This window comes from Nitrososphaerales archaeon (assembly GCA_032906765.1).
GTDB lineage: Archaea > Thermoproteota > Nitrososphaeria > Nitrososphaerales > Gagatemarchaeaceae > DASPPF01.
Window position 1 is genome coordinate 61,374 of the sequence record JAJTZB010000007.1, and the last position, 20,705, is coordinate 82,078.

Here is a 20,705-nt window from a genome sequence, read left to right on the forward strand (position 1 = left end):
CCCTTTTTAAACGCGGCGAGGCTCTGAGTGTTTACCTCACCCGCGAGCTCTATCCGCCTTGAGGGGAAGCCTCTCGAGCCCGCGAATCTTGTCGAACTCTCTGTCAGTCGAGACCACCTTACCGTCACGTGCTAGCGCCTCCGCCGCGACCAGAGCGTCGAAGTAATCGAGGCCGTGCACCTCTTGAAGGATTGCCGCCGTGAAGAGGATGGGTGCGGTCACCGAACCAACAGCTTGAATCGAAGATGGGAACTCCGCGGCCATACTCAGGAACACAGTCCTCCGTTGCGAAGGAGAGAACCCATTGCTCTTGAGAACGAGGTCGAACTCAAACATGGCTGACCCAGCAATTACCAAGTCGTCCACTGCAGAAGAGAGGTGAGCTACGGCGTCTTCATGATGCTTGTCCAAGGGGTCGCTGGCTGCGAAGAGGACAACCGTGTCAAGCACCGGCAGTCTTGATCACCGTCTTCAGGTAGCTTGAGGCTTCGTGCTTCTCCTCCTTGAAGGCGAAGCCCCGGAGGCTCTCACTGAACTTCCTCCCACGGCTGCTCTCAACGATGAAGCCTCCCCTGAATGGAACGACCACGAGCTTCTCGCCCTTGCGCAGGCCAGAGGCCCTGGCAGCATCGCATCCGATGGCCAGCCTGTACTTGTCGTCGAGGGTGGTGACGCCCTTCGGCCTTGGCATTGTTCCCACATTACTGCAATTCTTCCCACTTATTTAAGCCCAACTGCTCATGAGGCAGAACGCCGCCTTTCGGTCAGCTCTTCGGTCTGAAAGCCTCGGGACTCTCCCTCTTCAAGCCGGGGACCGCGTCCAGGTCTGCGTCGCCGGAGATGACGACCTGAACTCCCTTGCTCATGGCTGACGCGCAGTGGACCGCATCCCTGGGGGCCAATTCATGATCTTCCACAAGCTTCTGGGCGCGGACCAGGAGCTCCTCGGTCACTGGTACGAACCTCAGATTCGGAAAGTGCAGTAGCTTCTTCCCCGCGCTCAAGGAATCCGCCTTGCCCACGGTCCTAAGTACCACCCAGACCACCTCGTCCCAAGTCAGGACGGAAGTGTATGCCACGATTCTCCCCTGCTCGATATAGCGGAGGACCCTCGTCGCCGCCCGTGCCCTTCCGATGTCTCCATAGAGGACCGGGCCGATGAAGACGTTCGAATCAACGTAGACGCTTGAAGCGCTCAAGATGCTCTTCCTCCAGAATCTCTTCCACATCCACTTCGTGGTCCAGCTTCTTGGAATACGTGCTCAAGAAGTAATCGACGTAGTTCTCCGTCGGAGCCCCGAGCCTCCTGACAACCACTTCCCCGTTCCTGAACTCGACCGTGACATCGGTTCCCTCCCGGATCCCAGCCTTCTCCCTGACATCTTTCGGGATGACAACCTGTCCCTTTTCGCCTACTCGCATCCTCATTTTCATACTTCAGGTTATACTTTTAACTACCACTTATACTTTCACTTGGCTAATCTCTGACCCGCCATGCAATCGATGCATTGGGGCATCCCGGAGCTCTCGAGCCTTCAAGTTCGGCTCGTCTCTTGGATGGGGGTGGTGTTTATGATATCAAAAAGTAGATGAATGTAGGTGTCTGACGGTTGGACGGCGACCGGCCCTGGAGTTGGACAACTATGGAAATCGGCGAGCATTTTGAGCGAAAGGCCAAGACCGTCCTCGCGGACCTTGGGTTCGCGGACATACGGGATGGTCCCAAGATGGCGCCTTACGACTTGACGGCGATGAAGGATGGCAAACTTCACTATATCGAAGTCAAAGGAAGCCTCAGCGAGAAGATAGCGGTCATGTACTATGTCCAGATGGGCAAGCTGAAAGCGCTGGCACACATGGACAACGTGCTCTTTCTTTTCATCGCTGGGAGGAACGCAGAAAGGTGGAAACTCGTTGAATTTGATAAGATGCAGGATGTAAGTGCCAGAGTAAGGCTGTACTCTGGGAAACTCAGAGTCAGGATCAGGACCGCGACGAAGAACCTCACCCTTCCCTCTGGAAACCCCGTTGGGCGCCCCCGCACACTTCAAGGAACCAAGCTGGTCCCTCTCAGAATCGACCGCCGACTCATCGATTTGTTGGACAAGCAGGCCGAAGAGGAGGGTGTTTCCAGGCAGACGCTAATGGGCCGCATCCTTGCCTCGGCCGTGCTGGAGCAATTGCGTACGTCTGCGAAGGCAGAGTGACCGCCAGGAAGCGCTTGTATGTTCACAACGGGGCAGGGAATCGCGATAACAGCCTCATCCCGAGCATCTGAAGCGCCTGGAGGTGCTCCCTCGTCTGGGGCTTGGGGACTGGTTCGTCCGCGGCGAGGGCCTCCTTCCCGGAGACCGGGTATTCCATCCAGATGGCCGAAGCGAGAGTACCGAGTCCAAGTCGTCGGGATGCGATGGAAGAATCGGACGCCTGTGTTCCAAAGAATCAGCAGTGCTCGTCACTCATTCGAGGTCGTTCCATCGTACTATCAGCTCCCCAAACTTTCTGGTTATTATCCTCATGAATCGTCTTGGGCTCACAATCCGGATGCCCTTGAACTTCTTCAAATCCTGCAAATGCCTGTCTCCAGACACGACGTAAGCAGCCTTCCCATCGTAGGCGGTGTTCAACACCACGTCGTCCTCTGGATCTTCTTCTATAGCCCGGAAGTTCGATTCTACACTGATGACATCTGCAACGCTCCTGATCGCGCGCTTGAAATCCTTGATCTCACCTGCGGTGTAGTCGAACCTCTCCCTTACTTCTCCCCTTGCCATCACGTCCCCGAACTCCTCCAAGATCTCGTCGGAAAGTACGAGCGTTATCTCTTCGAATGTTGCGGCCATGTCAAGGATGTTCGCCGAGATGCCATGCTTCGAGATGAACGCCGACACCAGGACATTGGTGTCGGGAACGACTCTCATCAGCTTACCTTTCTGGTTTTCTCTATAAGCTTCTCTAATTCTTCTTCGGTGAAACCTGACTTTCTCGCCTTCTCACTCGATTCCCTGATCAGCTTCTTCAGCCTGAGCCTCTCCTGCGACAACTCAAGTTTCCTGAGAATTATCGTGTCGCCCAGACCTGTCACTATGAACCTCTCCCCTTCCTTGAGCTTCATGCTCTTCCTGAGCTCTGTCGGAATGACTATCTGGCCCCTCTCCGAAAGTCTTGTCAGTTCAAGCGTCATCTTCCATCACTAGTAAGATATATCTTACTCCGAGTATTTATTGATTCCCATTTCCAGCTCTGCAAAGTTGTCGGGGCATGATGGAGAGATCAGGCACAGTGTCCCGAGGAGGTAACGGCGGGCCGTAGTTCAGCCCAGGGCCCTCGCTATGGAGAGTGCATCCTCTGCGGGTTCGATGTTGATCCCGATTGCATGGTCTGCGATGTCCTTCAGCCCGTTCCCTGTCGCAATGCAGACTACCTTTGCCTGTGCGGGCAGGCTGAGCTTCGTCAAGGCGGCGAAGGGAGCGGCGCTGGCTGCTTCCACCAGGAGTCCCTCCCTCTCTCCCAGCTCCCGCCTTGCGTTGAGTATCTCCCTGTCGGATACCGTAGTCGCGGTCCCGCCCGATTCCTTCACCGCTGCGAGGGCTTTCTTCCAGGAGACCGGGTTTCCTATCTTGATGGCGGAAGCTACAGTGCGGGGCTCTCTCCAGGGCTTCAAGTCCTCCCGTCTCGACAGGGCCTCAGCGAAGGGTGCCGCACCCTCCGCCTGCACGCCTACCATCTTCGGAAGTGACCTTGTGATTCCGAAGGCTCGAAGTTCCTTGAACCCCTTCCAGATCGCGCTTATGTTCCCGGCGTTGCCGACGGGAAGGACAACGTAGTCGGGCACTGCACCGAGCTGCTCGTAGACCTCGTACGTCGCCACCTTCTGCCCCTCGATCCTGAACGGGTTGACCGAGTTCACGAGGTAGAACCGCCTGTCCTGCCTTACCAGCTCAAAGACGACCTTCAATGCATCGTCGAAGTTCCCCTCGACCCCGAAGACCCTCGCCCCGTACGAGAATGCCTGGCTGAGCTTTCCTGTGGCCACGTTTCCCTTCGGCACGACGACCACGGCGGGCATCCTGGCCCTCGCGGCGTAGGCGGCCAGCGAGGCTGCCGTGTTGCCCGTCGAGGCACACACAAGGGCCTCCGCTCCAAGCTCCTTGGCCCTAGTGACGGCCGATGTCATCCCCCTGTCCTTGAAAGAGCCCGTCGGGTTCTGCCCGTCGTTCTTCGCGTAGAGGTTCTTGATTCTTGTCGCAGAGCCGATGTTGCTGAGCCTCACCAGAGGCGTGTTGCCTTCGCTCAGCGAGACCGGTTCGACATCGGAGGCGAATGGGAGTGCGTCCCTGAATCTCCAGATTCCCAGCCCCTTCGTACCGAAGAGCGACTTCCTCGTCGGCGCCCTCCCGCGGAGGACTATCTCCAGCAGGTCGCCGCAGCTCGGACAGTGCGAATCGGGAAGTTCTGTGCCACACTCCTTCCCGCATCCGATGCACCTCATCTGCCAGCGCTTGACCAATAGGCTGCCCCACCCTACCTGCGCCGCGGGCTCCCCGTACCCACCCGACGCGCAAAGCCTCGCTTCAACATTCGTCTTAGCCTGCTCAAGTAATCGGATGTCCCTTGCTCCTTTGCCCGTTCATCAACGTAGTTCCAGTCCACCTCATCTTCGTAAGCCTTCGCCAAGAGATATGCCTGCTCTATGTCACTGGGATATTTCCAATGCTTCGCGGATGCCAGCCTTTTCAATATGAGGTCTTCCTTCCCGATCACAGTCGCTGGTCCAAAGCTCGTGACTATCGTGGTTGTCTTGTCGTACGAGCCACTCAAGGAATCCCCCACCGCGTCGACAGCGAGGCCCAGCTCGTCGTTAATCCAACTCCTGAATGACCGCTCGAAGTGCCATTGCTTCAGCAACCGCTCCAATCCCTTGATATCGTAGATGATGTCCATGTCGCCGGTCGTTAGCGCGCCGCTGAGATACACCTCGATTGCCGAGCCACCTGAAAGCACAGGTCTGGTACGCTTCTTCGGCAGGCTGGCAGTGAGGAGGGCCACGAACCTTACCTTCCTCTCTGTGGGGTTGTCTGTCCCCCTGATCACTCGTCTTACGCGCTCATACGGTGCCAATTCTCTTCTGCCCCGGCTTCCCGTACTTGGAGTCGAAAGCCTTCCTGCCCAGCCTGGCAAGGGTCTCGAGCTCGCCCGGCAGCCTGTCCGGACTTGGGAACTCCCGTCCGGCTGCTCTCATCGGTCGGGGTCCGGGCAGGCCTCCCAACCCTGCCCTGAACCTGAATCTCCTTGCTCCTTCGCCCTTCCACGCCTCGAGGCTGATGAACCCTGGCGACAGTTTCATCGCTAGATTCTTCAAATCTTCTTGGACGAGTCTGTACTCGACGCCTCTCTCCTTGCCCGAGACCTCCACCAACCCCAGGTCCACCATGTTCTTCATCTCCCTGTAGACCTTGGCCACATTCATGTTGTACGCTCGGGCGATTCTGTACGCTGTGAGTGGCGCATCGGAAAGAGCCATGGCCCTGATTAGGTTCGCCCTGGTCGAGCTTCCGAATAGCCGTGCCAATGCGTCCATGTGCCGTGCGCGGGATTCTGCGCGATAAAAACATATCCATAAGGGATAACAACCACGCCCCCTAGCGGGAGGGTTCCTTCCCTAGCCTTCTTGGCCCCAACCCCTCCGGGCGCGTCAGCCGATGTAGACGACTTCGTCGAGGGGCCTGAAGTGCGGGTCGCCCGTGACTACCTTGGAGGCCTTGGCGTTCGCTGTGGCGAGTATTATCGAATCCGCGACAGGCCAGCCCTTAATCCTCTTCTTCATCAAGAAGTCCGTCTCGCCAGCCTTGAGAGCCAGGGCGGAATCGAGTGGGACGACGCTGGTCTTCGATTCGACGAATGCCAGGTGGGAGTGCATCTCGCGCTCGTTTCGCCGCCTGGCTTCAATCTCCCGAAGATACCACCTCTTCAACTCGACGAGCACCACGGAGGGCGTGAACGCCGCCCCGCTCTCGATGTACAGCTTCGCAGCCTCGCCCGCCCTCGACCCCAAGAGATACTCGACCCATGCGTACGTGTCTATCACGAAGCTAGAGCTCATGCTCCTTCTCGCTCTCCCGTTCGAAGCGCCGGGAACCCCTGCAGGCGCCGAAGATCGATTTCGGAATCCCAGACAGAGGCCTCACCAACCCACTTATGACCTGATCATAGCTCCTGAGGCGTCTCTCTTTCTTCAACGAGTCAAGGAGCTTCTTTGTCTCGTCGCTCACCTGGATCGTCGTGGGCATTCCGTAGTGTCATAGTTATAGCGCTATAAAAGCACCGCGGTCTCAGGTGGCAGGGATACCCTCGTTCCCGGCCGGATGCGGTACATTCGGAGGCGGGTCGAGCCCTCTGGACACCATCGAAGATACTCAGGAGGGGGCTACGGGCGGTCGTGGCAGCTCGGCCTGCCTTCCTGGAGCCTCGATTTCAAAGACATCGCCCCGAAGGCGCGAGCCAGATGCTACCTCTCAGCCACCCTGCAGCCGCCGCCCACGCGCGTAATGAAACCACTGCTCTCTATGCCCCCAGACCTGAACGCGCCGACCATTCCCTTCACGACACCTTGGCTCCTCCTCTTGTCGCTGACCGCGAGGACGGTCGGGCCAGCCCCGCTGATGCAGACCCCGGTGGCCCCGCGAGCAAGGCCGGCCTTCCTCACGCGCTCGAAGCCTGGGATCATCTTCGCCCTCGCCTCGTCGACCGGGCTCACGGCCATCGCCTTCCCGATCTCCCCGATGTCTCCTGTCGCGAATCCGTGAACCATGAGGCTCGCCGCCCTCGTGACGTCCACCATTGTCTTCAGCGAGACACTTCTGGGTAGGAGGGAGCGGGCGTACTTCGTCTTCTTCTCCGGCAGCTCAACGTTTGGAGTGACGAGACAAAGCGCAAGCGACCGAGGCGGCTCCATCTTGACGTAGTCGAACTCCTTGCCAACGATCACGAAGCCCCCGGCATAGGAGGCAGTGACATTGTCGTAGTGAGCCGTGCCGGACGCGAGCCGCTCGCCGAGTCCTGCGTAGCGGATGATCTCCCTCGGCTGGAGGTCCAGACCGAATAGGGCGCTGGTGCCTGCAGCGGCTGCAACTGACGAAGCGGCGCTGCTTCCGAGGCCGGCTCCGACAGGTACCCCCTTGGTGAGCAGCATCGAAACCCCGTCTTTGATTCCTTGGTCTGCCATGACCGCTCTCGCCACGGCCCCAGCCACGTTTTGATCCGGAGTCTCGGGCAGCCCTCCTGACCCCCTCACTGATATGGAGACTCCGCTCTGAGCTCGCTCCAACGTCAGCCTGTCCCTCGGCTCCCTCAGGCTGAGAGCGAAGATGTCGAACCCGGGCCCTAGGTTCGCCGACGATGCGGGTGCCTCCACGACCACACGGTTGCGGCGCGTCGTCTAGTCACCCTCGACGTCGAGCCTCACCGGCGGCCCTCCTCCATTCCCTGTCAAGCTCCCTGTCGTATGTGATGAGAGTCAGCCCGGACTTCAGAGCAGTCTCGAGCACGACCTTGTCGTCGAAGTTCGAGAGCTTCGTCTTTTCGTTCGCCACCCGCCTCATGGCCTTCACGGAGACACCACCATCATCTGTGGCGATGACTACCTTCGTGTTTCGTACTAAGGCCTCGATTGCGCTGAGGGCAGCCTCCGGTCCCACGTCGAGCCTGCTGAGGACCCAGACCAATTCGTACAGCACAACGCTTGGTATCGTGATCTTTGCTAGGCCAGCTAGCTGCTCTCTCGCCTGCGAATGCTTCTGTGCCCCCTCGACCATGGCATCGACGAGCACGCTGGTGTCGACCACGGCCTCTGCGGTCATCCTGATATCTCTGCTGCCGCTTCTGCTATCAGCCGCTCAATCTTATCGTCAGTCAATTTCCTGTTTGTCCTGTTTGCCCTGATGACGGGGAATTCGTCCCTCGCCTTCTGAAAAATGACACGCTCGTCCACCACTTCCACATTGAGTATATCGCCTTCACTTATGTGCGCCTTGGAAGCTATTTCGGCTGGTATGGTGACCTGCCTGTTTCTGGTCACTTTCGTGCGGGGCATGGTTAATAGTAGTCTTCATAGTATCTAATAAACTCTGCTACTATAAACTCCGGCGCAGACAGAATCCAGCTGCCATTCGTCCGACTCGGCTCGCTGAGATCGAGAGTACAATTCGACATATGCTCCAGCGTCAGCCCGTCCCTCAGCTGCCTCAGCGCGACTTCGAAGACGTCAAAGCCCGACCCGAGGTTCGCAGACGACGCAGGGCCTCTACGACTGCGCGACTTCTCACGCCTGCTCCCAAGGTCGAGTTCCCTCGGCGTACGCCATCTTAATCCTTTGACTTCACAGCCAGCTGCGCTTGCCGGGGCCGCTGCGTTGTCCTTGTCGACGGGCGCGGCCGAGCACTCGAAGAATTCGCTCAGCCAGTACGCCGTTGTCACGCCGAGGGCTCCCGCGCCAACTTCTACCACTTCAGATTCCAATATGGATAGGAGGAAAGACGACCATTCAAGTTATGCGTTGAGCTGGGTGTCTCCCACGGGCGGGCCTCCTCCTGGCGCAGTTGCCAATGCTTAAATACACGTGAGGCCATATTAATTTCCATGTCAGAAGATAATCTCGCCTCGACTGCGGCCCTTCTCAGGCTGTTCTCCACGCCGAGGGCTGGGGTTGCCCGCGCGGCAAGAGATCTTCACGTCGGTCCCTCGAAGCTGACCCGGATGGTCGCTGAGGTCCATGAGCAAGGTCTCCTCGACATCGACACGGTCCGCACGCGAAGGGCGGGGAGGCCGAAGAAGCTGATTAGGGCGACTCCCCTGGGAATAGAGTATCTGGACGCTTACGAGGCCTTGAGGCTGAAGACTTTGAAGAGCCGAAGGTCTGACCTTCGAATGGCAGTCGCTAATGCGACTTACGCTACTCGGCTTGCGGCCAGAGGTGTCTCCCCTTACAAACTCTTCTTGGAGCTGAACGCGCTTGCCGAGCACCCTCGAGGACCTTCTGCTTAGAACTATTACCTTCCTTGAGAAGGAGGGAATAGAGTACATGGTGATAGGAGGCTTCGCGCTGCCCTCCTACGGACCCATAAGGACCACCCTCGACCTCGATGTGGCCGTGAGAATCAATGGCAACAAGAAGTTCGACTCATTCGTAGAAGCGGCCAAGAAGTCTGGCTTCGAGCCGGGTGTGGCTTCCTTCTCTAATCCTGTGAACCTCTTCAGGGATGAGAGGACCGGGCTCGAGGTCGAGTTCTGGCTCAGCCCTGACGGCATCGAATGGGATACCGAGACTCTGAGAAGGCGGAGGAGGACCAAGATAGGCTCCGTGGGCGTCTGGCTGGTTTCTCCGGAGGATTTCATTGTCAGCAAGCTGAGCCGGCCTGACAGAGGGGTGCAGGATGAAAAGGATGTGAAAGGCGTCCTAGCCCGTCTGGGCGACTCCGTCGATAGGACCTATCTTGTGCTACGCGCAGGCAAGGCAGGTGTGCTGGCACTCCTCAGGGCGATAGAGGTAGCGCAGTAGGACGTTTGGAGTCGACCCGACCGAGGTCTGTTCTGTTCGGTGCCCTTCGTAATACTTATCAAGCAGCATTGTATTACAGCGACGGATGGACGATATAGTCACGTTCAGGGTCAGCAAGAGGCTCAAGGAGAGGATGGCAAGATTGGCGCATATCAACTGGAGCGAGTTATTGAGACGCACCTTGGAAAGCACAGTGCGGGAAGAAGAATCGAAGCAGAATCGGGAGAGGGACTTCGACAGGATGAAGTTAGCGGCGCAGGAGATGGACAGGCTTGCGACGCTCGGCGGGGCGTCTGGCTGGGTAGGGAGCAACGAGGTGATAGAATGGCGGCGGAAGAGGTTCTCATACTCGACGCGAGCGTAGCGGTAAAGTGGTTCAGCCAGGAACCACTCCGCGACAAGGCGCTCGCGCTGCGACAGAGCTTTCTCGAAGGCAAGGTGGAGCTGGAAGCCCCCTCCCTAATGATATACGAAGTGGCGAACGCCCTGAGGTATAACCCTCGGTACGGGTCGGACGAGGCGAAGTCCAGCATCGAGGCGCTGGAGAACCTTCAGCTCACCATCCACAGGTTTGAAGGAGGCCTTGCGAGCTCGGCCGTGGAAACAGCCTACAGGCTTGGCATAACGGTCTACGACGCAGCCTACGTCGCCCTCGCAGCCGCGAGGAACGGAGTGATGTACACAGCCGACGCCGAGGTCGTAGCGAAGGCCTCGACCGACTCTGTGAAACATCTCGCGGAATTCGGCGAGGGCGGCAGGTAGAAGCGGGGCACCTCAGCTGACTGGTTCGGACCGGAGCTCTATGACTACTCGACTTCGCGCCCCAGTTCTCAAGGTCGAGTTCCCTCGGCCGACGCCATCGCAATCCTTTGACTCATGGCAATCCCTGGCGTCAATCCGAGCGCATGTGGTCCAACTCTACTTTGCGGCCAAGCATCTTGATTGCGACACCTTTGACGGTATCATGAACGTGACGCTTCCTGACTTCCCATGAAGGACAGCGTGCCGTCTCTGAGTTCTGAGTTGAGCTTCTCGTAGTTGGTTATCGTCCCGATGTCGTACCAGAGTCCTGTCGTGTAGTAGGGGGCGACTTTTGCTTCCCTTTCTGTAGTGTTGTGGACTGACTTGCTACTCTCCTACAACGACCAACTCCCTGTAACCTCGGAACTCCCTATCAAATGTCGCTATGTTCCTGATGTTGTTCTGCCGCATCAGCTCGACTGTGGTGGAATCCGTGAAGCTGTATCTTGTTCCCTTCTGACTTCTGAACTCCTGCCATGCCCTTCGGAATACTTCATCATCAACCTTCAACATGCGGAAAGCTTTCAGCATGGCGTCGCCAACCACCCTTGCCTTCTTGAGTTCCTTGGTTCTCAGGAAGGTCACCGTTGTGGTCTCGTCGAAGACATAATCTGAAATCACCGGGGGACCATAAGCTGAATTGACGATGTCGCGCATCACTTCCACTGACCTGGAGTGGTTAGCGTCGCCATCGACCCCGAAAGCGACCAGAAAGCTCGAATCGAGGAAGATCATTTTTCTTCGCCGTAGAGGACCCTGTCTATCTCTTCACTCCACTTGACGCGCTTTTCAGCTCTTATGATGCCCTCTACTTTGAGGAAATTGCGCGGGTCGGGACGCTCCCTCTTTCTTTCCTTCTCCTTAATCCAGATGTCGAGAGCTTCGTTCAGGGCCTGCCCGGTTTTCAGGCCTTCCTCCTCTGTCTTGGCTCTGAATTTCCTCCACATCTCTTCATCAACGTCTCTGACCGTCAAGACTTCCTTGGCCATATGGTAATACATGTAATACGAGATATTTAAGCATATATTTCACGCTCTGGTGGTCGTGCCGACAGGCTGCGACTGACAACGCCGCGCTGCTCCCGAGGCCTGCTCCGACGGGCACCCCCTTGCGGAGGAGCATCGAGACTCCGGCCTTGACCCCCCCAGTCTGCCATGACCGCCCTCGCCACGGCCCCGGCAACGTTCTTCTCTGGAGCCTCGGACACTCCGCCGACCCCTCTCACTGTTATCGAGAAGCCGTTGGGTGCGCGCTTCAGCGTCAGCCCGTCCTTGGGCTGTCTCAGCGCGACAGCGAAGACGTCAAAGCCCGACCCGAGGTTCGCAGACGACGCCGGCGCCTCGACTACGACCCGCCGCTTCATCTAGCTCTGCTCCCTGCGACCGCGAGTGCGTGGACCGCCCTCACAGCCGCGTTCGCCCTCCGCGTCCATTGATGTGTGAGTTGCGTCGGTCGAGTCAATGGATAACACAAAGTATACGGTTGGATGCGAACCTACCCGAACTCCGAGGGGGCAAGTACCAGAAGCTCCGGGATCCTCTCGAAGTGTTCCCGGTTGTCAGTCACAATCGCGTAGCCGTTCTCGATCGCGACGCATCCTATGAAGAGGTCCCTCGGGTCAATCGCCCTTCCCTCACGCTCGAGCTTGGCTAGCACCTCCCCCGACCTTTCCGCAGAGGCATCGTCCATCGTGAGGACTTCGAGCGTGGAGAGGAAACCTTTTACCGCGGAAAGGTTCCTCCTGACTTCCCTCGATTTGTGAGCGCCGTGGTATAGCTCGAAGACGTTGATGATTGTGGTGGCAGGCTCTGCTCTACTCTCTAGCTCGCTCATCAACCGAGGCTCTTTTCCCCTCAGATGCCGTATCATGACGGTCGTATCCAGCACTACTTTCTTGGGAACTTCCATCTGGACCAGAACTCCTCAAGGCTCTTCGAGATCTGCGCTTCCTCCTCATTCGTCAACGAGAGACTTCCCGCGAAATCGCTGGGTTTCAGCCTGTTCTGCTTCATCGCGAACTCTATCGCCTCGTCGACTGAGACAGGTCTTCGCAGGCGTGCTCTCAACTTCCCGGCAATCTCGTTTAGCTCTCTGTAGGTTTTCTTGCTCACCTTGACCGTAGCCATGGTCACAAAGTCACTTTGCAACTATTTAAGCGGCTCGGCCGCCGGGAGCCACTAGCTTGCGACGCTGTGACGTTGTCGTAGTGAGCCTTGCCCGAGGCGAGCCGCTCGCCGATCCCAGCGTACCTGATGATTCAGACCGAATTAGGACGCTGGTGCCTACGGCCGCTGCAACTGACGAAGCTGCGCTGCTCCCGAGGCCTGCTCTGACGGGCACCCCCTTGCGGAGGAGCATCGAGATTCCGCCTTTGACACCATTGTCTGCCATAACCGCCTTCGCCACGGCCCCGACCACATTCTCCTCAGGAGACCCTGGCAATCCGCCGATTCTTCTTACCGTTATCGAGACGCCTCCAGGTGCACTCTCCAGCGTCAGCCTGTCCTTCGGCTGCTTCAGCGCGATGGCGAAGACGTCAAAACCCGAACCGAGGTTCGCAGACGACGCAGGGGCCTCCACGACTACTCGACTTCTCGCCCCAGTTCTCAAGGTCGAGTTCCCTCGGCCGACGCCATCGCAATCCTTTGACTCTTCTTCACAGGAGCTAGGCGTCCCAGGCGGCCTTGAAGACCACCTCAGCGGTGCCTACCTGCCGACATTCGAAGGCGACTCGTGGGTCTTCCTCAGAGCTTCCCAGTAGGACTCCGGCGTTCCGACGTCAAGCCATTGTTCGTTCCTTTCGACCCTCACTGCCCACACATCGTGGCCACGGTCGATGAGGCGCTGGATGGCGTCGGTGAGCTGGATTTCTCCGCCCTCTCCAGGCTTGACAGATCGAAGCTCTCCGAACACAGTGTGGTTGAAGAGGTAAATCGGCATGAGGCCCTGCCTTCCAGAAGGCTTCTTGGGCTTCTCGACAACGCTGTTCACGAGGAGCGCGCCGTCCTTCCTTTCGGTTTCCGCCACTCCGTACTGACGCGGGTCTTCGACTTCCTTCAGGAGCAGCACAGCGCTGGCTCCCGTTTGCGTTTTCGCCTTGAGCATCCTGCGGAGATGCGATTCTCGAGGGGAGACTATCAAAGTGTCGCCGGCATGCACCATCACGTCTGCCTTGCCAGATACGGCGGCTGCAGTGAGCACGGCATGCCCGAACCCGAGCGGGGCCGATTGGTTCAACCACGCTATGCTGGAGCTGTGAATCCTCCGATAGAACTCGGACAGTTGGAGAGCCTGTGTCTTCTTTCCCCTCGATTTCAAGAGCCCTAGGAATCCGTCATCGGGAGTGAAGTGGTCCTCAATCGCCCTTTTGCCCCTCCCCACCACGAAGCAGAAATCCCTGAGCCCGAAATTGTGCAGCTGCTCGAAGATGAGCTGGACCATTGGCTTCATCGCCAATTCGCCTGCAGCGCCTCTCGCGAACACCGGCAGCATCTCTTTGGGTTGCTCCTTGGTGGCGGAGAGTAGTCTGCTTCCGAGACCAGCGGCTGGGATTATGACTTTGCAAGTAGACTTGGACAACCGACTTCACCTGACCTTCGGCAGACTGCGTCGCGTTCTCTCGGCCTTTATGAACATTCACGGGGAGAGCATCGTAAGACGCGGATCCGATTAGTGTGCGCCCTACACGCGTGAGTATCAGGAGACGATGAGGTCGAAAGGTAATAAAGCGCTGGGCATGGTCGGCAAGTCTCTCTTGCGAGTAGCGATAGTCGCCCGAGATTTTCCACCCACACGCGGAGGCCTCTCCACTTACGCATTCGGGCTGCTCCGGCAGCTGAGAGCCCAAGGCGTCGATGTCGAAGTGCTCGTTGGAGGCTCCGACTTTCGGACTCTCACCATCCCGTTGTCGAGAAACCTGTCTGAGTTCGACGTGGTTCACGTCATGAGCCCGCCGTACGCCGCCTTCGTGGGACATCCGCATCTCGCAGTCACTGTAGCAGAACCTGCTGCGACCGAGTGGCCGTACTACAAGTTCTCCGTCAAGCTCCGGGCCGGCCCAGCGTATATGCTTGAGAGACGCGTCTTCGGGCGTTGCAAGTGCTTTGTTGCCCTGAGTGAGGCCGCACGGGAGAAGATACTCTCTCGTTTTGCAGTTGACCCGAAATTCATCCGCGTTATCCCGGGCGGGGTCGACCTAGCAGAGTTCTCACCCGGTCAAAAGGTGATGAGCCCCCCGCGGATACTGCTTGTCTCCAGGCTCGACCGACGGAAGAACATCCCTGAGGCCTTCAGAGCATTGGCGGGGCTGAAGGAGAGCTTCGAATGCGTGATGGTTGGGCGTGGGCCTGAGCGCACGGCTTTGGAACGCCTGGCTTCTTCCCTGGGTATCAAGGTTAGGTTCGCCGGCAGCGTTACCGACGAGCAGCTCAGAGAGTGTTACGCCACGTCCCCGGTCTTCCTGACCTCGAGTCACTCGGAGGGCTTCGGCCTCTCCCTTCTGCAGGCGATGTCCGCGGGGTGCGCTGTAGTTGCCTCCGATATCGGGGCACACCGCGAGCTTGTCCGCGATTCTGAGAACGGCTTGATATACAGCTCGGTCGACGACCTCACCGGCAAGCTGGCGACCCTTCTGCAGGACGCTGCGCTGATTCAGAAACTCGGTACGGCTGGCAGGAAATCTGCTGAAGCTTACTCCTGGGCCAACATTGCCGCAGAGATGCGGAAGCTCTACGAAGAGCTAAGCCGCTCTTGAGCGGGACGCGATGACTTCGCGCCAGGCATCGGCAGTAAGCCTGAGCCCTTCCTCAAGCGTGCACTTGGGCTTCCATCCGAGCATCCTTCGGGCCTTCGAGTTGTCTCCCACGAGTTCCATTATGTCAAGGGGGCGGCTCGGAATCTGGCGCCACCTGATCTCGCCTCTGAATCTGCACACTCTTGCCGTCATCCGCGCGAGTTCCTTGATGGTGACGCCTCTGCCGGTGCAGAAGTTGAACGTCTCTCCAATCGCCTTGGCGTTACCGAGACACGTGATGTATGCGTTTACGTGGTCGTCGACGTAGAGGAGATCCCTCACTGGCTTTGGGTCCCCCAGCTGCACACGTTTGCTCGTCAGCATCTGATAGATTGTGCGCTCGACCACGAAGTGCGTGTTCTCAGTCCTTCCATAGGTGTTGAACGGCCTCAGAAGCGTGACCGGGAACTTGTATGCATCCCACATGTAGCGGAGGTAGTCCTCGCTTGCAACCTTGCTGACCGAGTACGGGCTGTTCGGCACTTGAGGCGCGTTTTCACTCTTTGGGTTGGGGCCGTTGCCGTACGTCTCAGAGGTCGACGCGAATAGGAACTGTTTGAAGTGGTGTACTTCCCTCATGGCCGCTTCGGCCAAGTTGACCGTGGCCGTGAAGTTTGTCTCGAGGACTTCAAGAGGATGGTCGTAGCTGTAGGAAACAGGGCTTATGGATGCAAGGTGGATGATCGCCTCCGGTTGCACCTCCCTGACAGTCCTCCTTATCGCCGCAGGGTCGTTGAGGTCTGCGAACACCTTCCCGAGACCCGTCTCGTTTCCGAGCACGTACCGCCCGGTGACGTACCTCTCAAGAGCGAACACCTCGTGGTCGAGGTCGACAAGCTTAGGCCAGAGGTGGGACCCGATGAAGCCGCTGGCGCCTGTAATCAGGATTCGCAACGACGAAAGCGCCCATTGAATCGTCGCTTTATATCCTTCACGTTGAGGAGGCTACGGCCGCCGCCCTTCTTTCCCAGAAACGGAGGTTTCGGAATATGACGTCTATGGCTCCTGCCGTGTCGGGTATTTGCTTCCGGTCTTCAAGAGGATTCGTCGCTCGTAGGCGAGGACTGGATACACGATCCTGTGCAAAGCGCCTAGCCCCTCTGTGGCGATCATGAGCCTGTCAATGTCGTCGTGCCCCAGACCCCTGAAAAGCGGGACGGCAGTGAGGTACACAGCGACGAACACGAGGAGATAGGCACCGAGCGCGACAAGGCCCGGTACAGCGGCGACAGGAATCAATCTCGTCGCTGCGAGAGCCGCGAGCGAAGCGAGCAGGATCAGACTGGAAGACCGCAGGTCCATCTTCGCCTTCAAGTACCTACTTGCCAAGTAGAGTCCAATCAATGCGGATGACGAGTTCGAGATTATCTGAGCGTATATCAGCCCTGGCACTCCCAGAGCAAAGGTCGACCCGAGGAGAGGTGCGAGGATGGCGAGTACGAGAGCCCCCGATACCAAGAATATCATCGTCAGCTTCGTCCTCCCAATCCCATTGAAGAAGTTGGGAGTCACTGCGTAACCAATCCCTATCGGCAAGCTCGAGAGGGCCAGCAGCTGAAGGTACGGGATTCCTGCAACGTAGTTGAAGCCGTAGAGCACTTGGACTAGGACTCCCGCTCCGGCGATTAGGAACATGACTATCGGCACGCTCACGAACGAGACATACTTGACCGCGTAATTGAAGGCAAGGCTCGTGTCGGCCTTCACACCCTCAAGGCTGGAGAAGCTGGCGAACAGGGAACTCGAGATGGCGACCGACACAACGGTTATCGCAGCAGTGACGTTGAGGGCAGCCTGATAATATCCTACGACCTCGTTCGCGCTGATGATGGCGAGGATAACGGTGACGTACTGGCCCGCCAGCCCAGAAACGACGCCTCCCACGTAGGGCGGTGCCCCATACTTCACCATCTCCCTGATTTCTCCTATGAACCCAGCCGGGTCGCGTGCCCTTCCCCTCAGCTTCGTGACGTAGAGTAGGACTAAAGCGAACATCCCCGCGCCGAGGAAGCTGACGACGTGCCCCGACAGCGCACCATAGACCCCGAACCCTGCGAGTATGAGGGCGGACGCGATAATCAGCTTGAAGCTGGCCTGGAGGACGGAGGAGACGCTAGCCAGCCCGGATGAATTCCACCCGATGAAAGCAGAGGCGCATCCTTGGAGGAGCGTTTGTCCCAGAATGACAAGTGAAGCAAGCTGGACGTACGGTCCTAGGCCTGACCGGTGGAGCAGGAGGTTAGCCATGAAGTCGCCGCCAAAGTAGACGACAACTGTGAGGATGGCTCCCATGAGAATGAGGAAGGCAATCGCGTTCCTTGTTGTACTCCTCGCCTTGTCTGGCTCACCCTTAGAAATATGGTAGGCTGCGTACCTGGTCACTGCAAGGTTGACGCCGATTCCAGCGAAGCTGTAGAATATCGAGGGTACGACGAGTGCCAGCGTGTATATGCCATACGGACCCGGCCCAAGCAGCCTCGCTATGACTATGGCCCCCGCTGCTGCGATTGCCGTAGAGAGCACGTTCCCGATGAAGAGGAGCAGTGTTCCTCGCGCGGACTGTTTTGCAATCTCTATGTGGGACAACGGGTCCTTGACCACGGGCCACCCAGTTCGTTCATTTATCGCTATCCGCGCAAGCCCGAGCTGTCGGGGCATGGATTGCGAATAGGTTTGAAATACCCGCAGACGCAGGCCGCCCCGACGAAATGACTCTGAGAAGACTTCGGGTGAAGGAGCAGGACAAGAAGCTTCCAGACGGGTTCTACAGAGCCCACCTCAGGCACTTTCCGGTTGTCACAGTCGACCTCGTCGTTACAGACCGCGAGTCTAGGGTACTGCTCGTCAAGCGCAGCAGCAACAACCTGAACTGGAAGGGCGCCTGGGCCACCCCGGGCGGCAGGGTCTACAGGAACGAGACGATACGCGAAGCTGCCAGCAGGGTTCTTGCCCGGGAGGCTGGAATCGGAGCCAGTCCACAGGAGTTCGCTTTCAAGGGCGTGGGAGAAATCGTAACCTCAAAGGAGCACGGTGTCACAATTGTCTTTGCCATCAACAGGAGCGGAGGGGCTGCTTCTGCGGACGAGACAAGCTCGTCAGTCCGTTGGTTTGAACCTGCCAGACTCCCAAAGACTTTGAAGGACGAGTACAGGTCGATACTCTCGAAGGGAGGTGTGGGGCCCGGCTAGCATTCACGGCTGGTGGGCGAGGGGATACTGCGGGAAGGGCGCTTTCCTCGCAGCCGATATCGCGTTTTGAATCTCTTCATTGATTCTAGTCGCCAGCTTGTCCTTCTCCTCCTGTTTGATCGAGAGACGTCTTTCCTCGTAGAGTAGAGGGTCCCGCTTTGCCTGCTCGGCAATCTCCTCCTTACTTCTTGCGTCAGGTTGTCCTTGTTTGTGCCAGCAGTTATGAACCACGGCGTTAGACACCGTGTAGGTGTTGTCTGCAGTCTCGATGTTGTGGACCGTTCCAGCGTACGACTTGGTGGAGATCGCAGTTACTGGAGTAAGTATGTATTCCGCGAATACATGTTGATTTGCCTGTCTTTTGCTCTTCGTGGGTGTCGTCCTCCACCTGACTCGATACCCCAATTTCATGTTCACCTTCCGGCCTTGTACCTGACTCTTTTCAGAGGGTTCCATCGTGTAGATGTGCCCCATGTAGCCGAGTCTCGCCAGTAGAAGCTGCATTTGAAGTGCCAAGAGGCAGGAGATCGTCGTTGTCTCCGTGTATCCATTCCGTGTTTGGTGCCCATCGCCCGCAGCGTAACCATCGATGAAGGACTTGGTCAAGTCGAGGTTCTTGTTGTACAAGATGAAGTCAGGGATCTGCTTGTTCAGAGCTCCCTTCCCACACCATGCAGCAAGCGCTCTGGAAATTACGGGAGAGTTGACGCGCACTTGAATGGCCGACGAAGATCTTGTGAGAGTTGTCGAGCGACGCAGCTCAGTTCTGGCTATCTCTTGCACTTCGCTAACTATCTCTGTCTCGTTTCTGTTCAAAGAAAGGGAGAAACCAGCCGATCCAGCCGAGCTTCCCTCTGCGACGTACAGCCCCAAGAACCACGCTAGCTTCGGCGTAAGGATGAGTTTGACAGGATATCCCTTGGTCTTCATGACATTCAAGCCGCGGGGGGCGGCCCATGAGGACAAGTCCAACTCGCTGACCTCTATGGTTCCAGCTACTCTGGGCAGAACCAGGTAGTCACCGTCTTTTTGCATCTTCTTCGGAACCAAGCTCATGGGTCTCTTCCATTCGAAGGAACCGAAACCGACCAACTTGTGGTTCGAGCCAATTTTCCTGCTTGTTACCGACCTGCACGTGAGTACCGGGTGTTCCGGTGTCACTTCGAATGGTAATAGGCCCCGTGCTTTGACTGCCACCAGCTCTCCCCGGTACGGACGAGCAAATGTCTTCACCACCCTCCCTAGACCGTGCAATCCGGCGGCGTAGTCTCCCACTTGGATGGATGAAATTGGCTTGTTGTCTCCCAAGATCAAGGTGTCCCCCTTCACGCAAAGCCTCGTAGTATCCATCTCGAGGAGGTACGGCGCCGACTTCTCCCTCACGTATTTCGCTCCCTTCCTGACAGACTCGATGACGTCAGGGAGGTGATTCCCGTCAAGCTTCGAGGCCTGGATGCCGTACGCAGCGGCCCTCTCCGAGACAGTATCGGTGGGAAGGTAGTATTCTTTCCTGACGTTGCCCGCGAGCCCGTTGTTCTCGCAGATGAGGAGCAAGGGCACCTTCCTGACGCTGGCTATGTTCAGGCCTTCGTGCGTTTGTCCGTTTCCAGTCGCTGCGTCGCCGAAGAATACCGCCACTATGTTGTCCTCCTTCCGGTAGTTCTTGACTGCCCAAGCAAGCCCTGTCGCGACCGGCACGCACGTGCCCACGAGCTGGAAGCTGAACATGTACCGCAGGGCGGGGTACCTTACGTGCATCTCGCCAGCCATGCCCTTGTTGAAACCCGTGGCCTTCCCCAGAAGCTCGGCGACGAGCGGGCCGAGAGGGACTCCCCTCGCTATGGAATGGGCTATCGTCCGGTGATGCGTCACCGTGTAGTCTGTCCACCTCAGGGCCTCGCAGGCGCCGACGGAGATGGCCTCCTGACCCTTGTTGAAGTGCAGGTCTCCCGCCTCGCCCGAGAGGCACAGTTTCTGCATCTCATCCTCGAACAACCTGATCGTAAGCATCTTCTCGTAGAGGGCGCGCTCTTCCATCAGATTGCCAGCTCCTTAATCGCCCCAGCGATTTCCTCGTCGGTGGGCAGCATGTACTTGTGCAGGTCTTGGCTCGCCGGAATGACAGAGCGCGGGGCTCCCAGCCTTCTAACAGGCTTCTTGAGAGATGAGAATTCGCGCTCAACCACGCTGGCCGTCAGCTCCGCACCAGTTCCCGCAAATGTTGTGTCCGGTTCGACAACGAGAAGGGCGCCTGTCTTCGAGACTGAATTGCATATCGTGTCGACGTCAAGCGGATAAAGCGTTCTTGGGTCGATCAAGTCGCAGTCGGGGTTCAGCCTGTCAACCACAGCCTCGACCTGCCTTAGTG

General features: G+C 57.8%; 33 protein-coding genes. 7 read left to right on the forward strand and 26 right to left on the reverse strand.

Annotation, left to right across the window (positions count from 1 at the left end; genetic code table 11):
* Nucleotides 1-36: 36 nt before the first annotated feature.
* The 4 genes from LYZ69_08270 to LYZ69_08285 all read right to left on the reverse strand — a co-directional run bounded on the left by LYZ69_08270 (nt 37) and on the right by LYZ69_08285 (nt 1,422).
* Nucleotides 37-450, reverse strand: coding sequence for a PIN domain-containing protein (locus tag LYZ69_08270; GenBank protein MDV3278442.1), 414 nt, complete (start codon nt 448-450; stop codon nt 37-39).
* Nucleotides 443-691, reverse strand: a complete 249-nt coding sequence (locus LYZ69_08275; GenBank protein ID MDV3278443.1) for a hypothetical protein — start codon at nt 689-691, stop codon at nt 443-445. The genes LYZ69_08270 and LYZ69_08275 overlap by 8 nt, the downstream gene beginning before the upstream one ends.
* Before the next feature lie 73 nt (nt 692-764).
* Complete coding sequence (locus tag LYZ69_08280; protein ID MDV3278444.1) at nt 765-1,199, reverse strand: type II toxin-antitoxin system VapC family toxin; 435 nt, start codon at nt 1,197-1,199, stop codon at nt 765-767.
* Nucleotides 1,174-1,422 (reverse strand): AbrB/MazE/SpoVT family DNA-binding domain-containing protein, encoded by a 249-nt coding sequence (locus LYZ69_08285; GenBank protein ID MDV3278445.1) that lies wholly within the window; start codon nt 1,420-1,422, stop codon nt 1,174-1,176. Before LYZ69_08285 ends, LYZ69_08280 begins: the two co-directional genes overlap by 26 nt.
* A gap of 188 nt (nt 1,423-1,610) precedes the next feature.
* Between LYZ69_08285 and LYZ69_08290 the strand changes: the two genes are divergently transcribed.
* On the forward strand, nt 1,611-2,207 hold the full coding sequence (locus LYZ69_08290) for a hypothetical protein (protein MDV3278446.1): 597 nt from the start codon (nt 1,611-1,613) through the stop codon (nt 2,205-2,207).
* Between the two features lie 252 nt (nt 2,208-2,459).
* On the opposite strand, the gene LYZ69_08295 is transcribed toward LYZ69_08290, so the two are convergent.
* The 11 genes from LYZ69_08295 to LYZ69_08345 all read right to left on the reverse strand — a co-directional run bounded on the left by LYZ69_08295 (nt 2,460) and on the right by LYZ69_08345 (nt 8,517).
* Entirely contained in the window at nt 2,460-2,921 is a 462-nt protein-coding gene (locus LYZ69_08295) for a putative toxin-antitoxin system toxin component, PIN family (GenBank protein MDV3278447.1), read from the reverse strand.
* Entirely contained in the window at nt 2,921-3,184 is a 264-nt protein-coding gene (locus tag LYZ69_08300) for an AbrB/MazE/SpoVT family DNA-binding domain-containing protein (protein MDV3278448.1), read from the reverse strand. Before LYZ69_08300 ends, LYZ69_08295 begins: the two co-directional genes overlap by 1 nt.
* 129 nt (nt 3,185-3,313) lie before the next feature.
* Entirely contained in the window at nt 3,314-4,510 is a 1,197-nt protein-coding gene (gene thrC, locus LYZ69_08305; GenBank protein ID MDV3278449.1) for a threonine synthase, read from the reverse strand.
* A 14-nt stretch (nt 4,511-4,524) separates the two neighbouring features.
* On the reverse strand, nt 4,525-5,121 hold the full coding sequence (locus LYZ69_08310; protein MDV3278450.1) for a hypothetical protein: 597 nt from the start codon (nt 5,119-5,121) through the stop codon (nt 4,525-4,527).
* The gene (locus tag LYZ69_08315) at nt 5,108-5,581 is read right to left on the reverse strand and encodes a helix-turn-helix domain-containing protein (GenBank protein ID MDV3278451.1); all 474 of its coding nucleotides are present in this window, start codon (nt 5,579-5,581) and stop codon (nt 5,108-5,110) included. Before LYZ69_08315 ends, LYZ69_08310 begins: the two co-directional genes overlap by 14 nt.
* Nucleotides 5,582-5,695: 114 nt before the next feature.
* Complete coding sequence (locus LYZ69_08320) at nt 5,696-6,103, reverse strand: PIN domain-containing protein (protein ID MDV3278452.1); 408 nt, start codon at nt 6,101-6,103, stop codon at nt 5,696-5,698.
* On the reverse strand, nt 6,093-6,290 hold the full coding sequence (locus tag LYZ69_08325; protein ID MDV3278453.1) for a hypothetical protein: 198 nt from the start codon (nt 6,288-6,290) through the stop codon (nt 6,093-6,095). The genes LYZ69_08320 and LYZ69_08325 overlap by 11 nt, the downstream gene beginning before the upstream one ends.
* A 218-nt stretch (nt 6,291-6,508) precedes the next feature.
* Complete coding sequence (locus LYZ69_08330; GenBank protein MDV3278454.1) at nt 6,509-7,414, reverse strand: homoserine kinase; 906 nt, start codon at nt 7,412-7,414, stop codon at nt 6,509-6,511.
* A gap of 28 nt (nt 7,415-7,442) precedes the next feature.
* Nucleotides 7,443-7,859, reverse strand: coding sequence for a PIN domain-containing protein (locus LYZ69_08335; protein ID MDV3278455.1), 417 nt, complete (start codon nt 7,857-7,859; stop codon nt 7,443-7,445).
* A complete protein-coding gene (locus tag LYZ69_08340; GenBank protein MDV3278456.1) occupies nt 7,856-8,092 on the reverse strand; it encodes an AbrB/MazE/SpoVT family DNA-binding domain-containing protein in 237 nt (78 codons plus the stop codon). Before LYZ69_08340 ends, LYZ69_08335 begins: the two co-directional genes overlap by 4 nt.
* Nucleotides 8,093-8,094: 2 nt before the next feature.
* A complete protein-coding gene (locus LYZ69_08345) occupies nt 8,095-8,517 on the reverse strand; it encodes a hypothetical protein (GenBank protein ID MDV3278457.1) in 423 nt (140 codons plus the stop codon).
* Between the two features lie 120 nt (nt 8,518-8,637).
* Between LYZ69_08345 and LYZ69_08350 the strand changes: the two genes are divergently transcribed.
* The 4 genes from LYZ69_08350 to LYZ69_08365 all read left to right on the forward strand — a co-directional run bounded on the left by LYZ69_08350 (nt 8,638) and on the right by LYZ69_08365 (nt 10,318).
* The gene (locus tag LYZ69_08350) at nt 8,638-9,042 is read left to right on the forward strand and encodes a hypothetical protein (GenBank protein MDV3278458.1); all 405 of its coding nucleotides are present in this window, start codon (nt 8,638-8,640) and stop codon (nt 9,040-9,042) included.
* On the forward strand, nt 9,011-9,556 hold the full coding sequence (locus tag LYZ69_08355) for a nucleotidyltransferase (GenBank protein ID MDV3278459.1): 546 nt from the start codon (nt 9,011-9,013) through the stop codon (nt 9,554-9,556). The genes LYZ69_08350 and LYZ69_08355 overlap by 32 nt, the downstream gene beginning before the upstream one ends.
* A gap of 85 nt (nt 9,557-9,641) precedes the next feature.
* The gene (locus tag LYZ69_08360; GenBank protein MDV3278460.1) at nt 9,642-9,920 is read left to right on the forward strand and encodes a hypothetical protein; all 279 of its coding nucleotides are present in this window, start codon (nt 9,642-9,644) and stop codon (nt 9,918-9,920) included.
* Nucleotides 9,881-10,318: a type II toxin-antitoxin system VapC family toxin gene (locus LYZ69_08365; protein MDV3278461.1), complete on the forward strand. Its 438-nt coding sequence runs from the start codon at nt 9,881-9,883 to the stop codon at nt 10,316-10,318. Before LYZ69_08360 ends, LYZ69_08365 begins: the two co-directional genes overlap by 40 nt.
* A gap of 366 nt (nt 10,319-10,684) precedes the next feature.
* Here the strand turns inward: LYZ69_08365 and LYZ69_08370 are convergent, their stop codons facing one another.
* The 7 genes from LYZ69_08370 to LYZ69_08400 form a co-directional block, all read right to left on the reverse strand.
* A complete protein-coding gene (locus LYZ69_08370; protein ID MDV3278462.1) occupies nt 10,685-11,092 on the reverse strand; it encodes a PIN domain-containing protein in 408 nt (135 codons plus the stop codon).
* Nucleotides 11,089-11,346, reverse strand: coding sequence for a hypothetical protein (locus LYZ69_08375; GenBank protein MDV3278463.1), 258 nt, complete (start codon nt 11,344-11,346; stop codon nt 11,089-11,091). Before LYZ69_08375 ends, LYZ69_08370 begins: the two co-directional genes overlap by 4 nt.
* 26 nt (nt 11,347-11,372) lie before the next feature.
* Nucleotides 11,373-11,720 (reverse strand): hypothetical protein, encoded by a 348-nt coding sequence (locus LYZ69_08380; GenBank protein ID MDV3278464.1) that lies wholly within the window; start codon nt 11,718-11,720, stop codon nt 11,373-11,375.
* 131 nt (nt 11,721-11,851) lie between these two features.
* Nucleotides 11,852-12,265 (reverse strand): type II toxin-antitoxin system VapC family toxin, encoded by a 414-nt coding sequence (locus LYZ69_08385; protein MDV3278465.1) that lies wholly within the window; start codon nt 12,263-12,265, stop codon nt 11,852-11,854.
* The gene (locus LYZ69_08390; GenBank protein ID MDV3278466.1) at nt 12,244-12,483 is read right to left on the reverse strand and encodes a hypothetical protein; all 240 of its coding nucleotides are present in this window, start codon (nt 12,481-12,483) and stop codon (nt 12,244-12,246) included. The genes LYZ69_08385 and LYZ69_08390 overlap by 22 nt, the downstream gene beginning before the upstream one ends.
* 25 nt (nt 12,484-12,508) lie before the next feature.
* Nucleotides 12,509-12,937 (reverse strand): hypothetical protein, encoded by a 429-nt coding sequence (locus LYZ69_08395; protein ID MDV3278467.1) that lies wholly within the window; start codon nt 12,935-12,937, stop codon nt 12,509-12,511.
* A 126-nt stretch (nt 12,938-13,063) separates the two neighbouring features.
* Nucleotides 13,064-13,936: an NTP transferase domain-containing protein gene (locus LYZ69_08400; GenBank protein ID MDV3278468.1), complete on the reverse strand. Its 873-nt coding sequence runs from the start codon at nt 13,934-13,936 to the stop codon at nt 13,064-13,066.
* Between the two features lie 127 nt (nt 13,937-14,063).
* On the opposite strand from LYZ69_08400, the gene LYZ69_08405 reads away from it, so the two are divergent.
* Nucleotides 14,064-15,110, forward strand: a complete 1,047-nt coding sequence (locus LYZ69_08405) for a glycosyltransferase family 4 protein (GenBank protein MDV3278469.1) — start codon at nt 14,064-14,066, stop codon at nt 15,108-15,110.
* Here LYZ69_08405 and LYZ69_08410 read toward each other — a convergent pair.
* Both LYZ69_08410 and LYZ69_08415 read right to left on the reverse strand, forming a co-directional pair.
* Entirely contained in the window at nt 15,096-16,043 is a 948-nt protein-coding gene (locus LYZ69_08410) for a GDP-mannose 4,6-dehydratase (GenBank protein MDV3278470.1), read from the reverse strand. The two genes, LYZ69_08405 and LYZ69_08410, sit on opposite strands and share 15 nt — an antisense overlap.
* Nucleotides 16,044-16,145: 102 nt before the next feature.
* Entirely contained in the window at nt 16,146-17,735 is a 1,590-nt protein-coding gene (locus tag LYZ69_08415) for an oligosaccharide flippase family protein (GenBank protein MDV3278471.1), read from the reverse strand.
* Between the two features lie 122 nt (nt 17,736-17,857).
* Between LYZ69_08415 and LYZ69_08420 the strand changes: the two genes are divergently transcribed.
* Complete coding sequence (locus LYZ69_08420; protein ID MDV3278472.1) at nt 17,858-18,337, forward strand: NUDIX domain-containing protein; 480 nt, start codon at nt 17,858-17,860, stop codon at nt 18,335-18,337.
* 3 nt (nt 18,338-18,340) lie between these two features.
* Here the strand turns inward: LYZ69_08420 and LYZ69_08425 are convergent, their stop codons facing one another.
* The gene (locus LYZ69_08425; protein MDV3278473.1) at nt 18,341-20,374 is read right to left on the reverse strand and encodes a thiamine pyrophosphate-dependent enzyme; all 2,034 of its coding nucleotides are present in this window, start codon (nt 20,372-20,374) and stop codon (nt 18,341-18,343) included.
* On the reverse strand, nt 20,374-20,705 hold a 332-nt coding region (locus tag LYZ69_08430), incomplete at its 5' end, for a hypothetical protein (protein ID MDV3278474.1). The genes LYZ69_08425 and LYZ69_08430, both read right to left, overlap by 1 nt.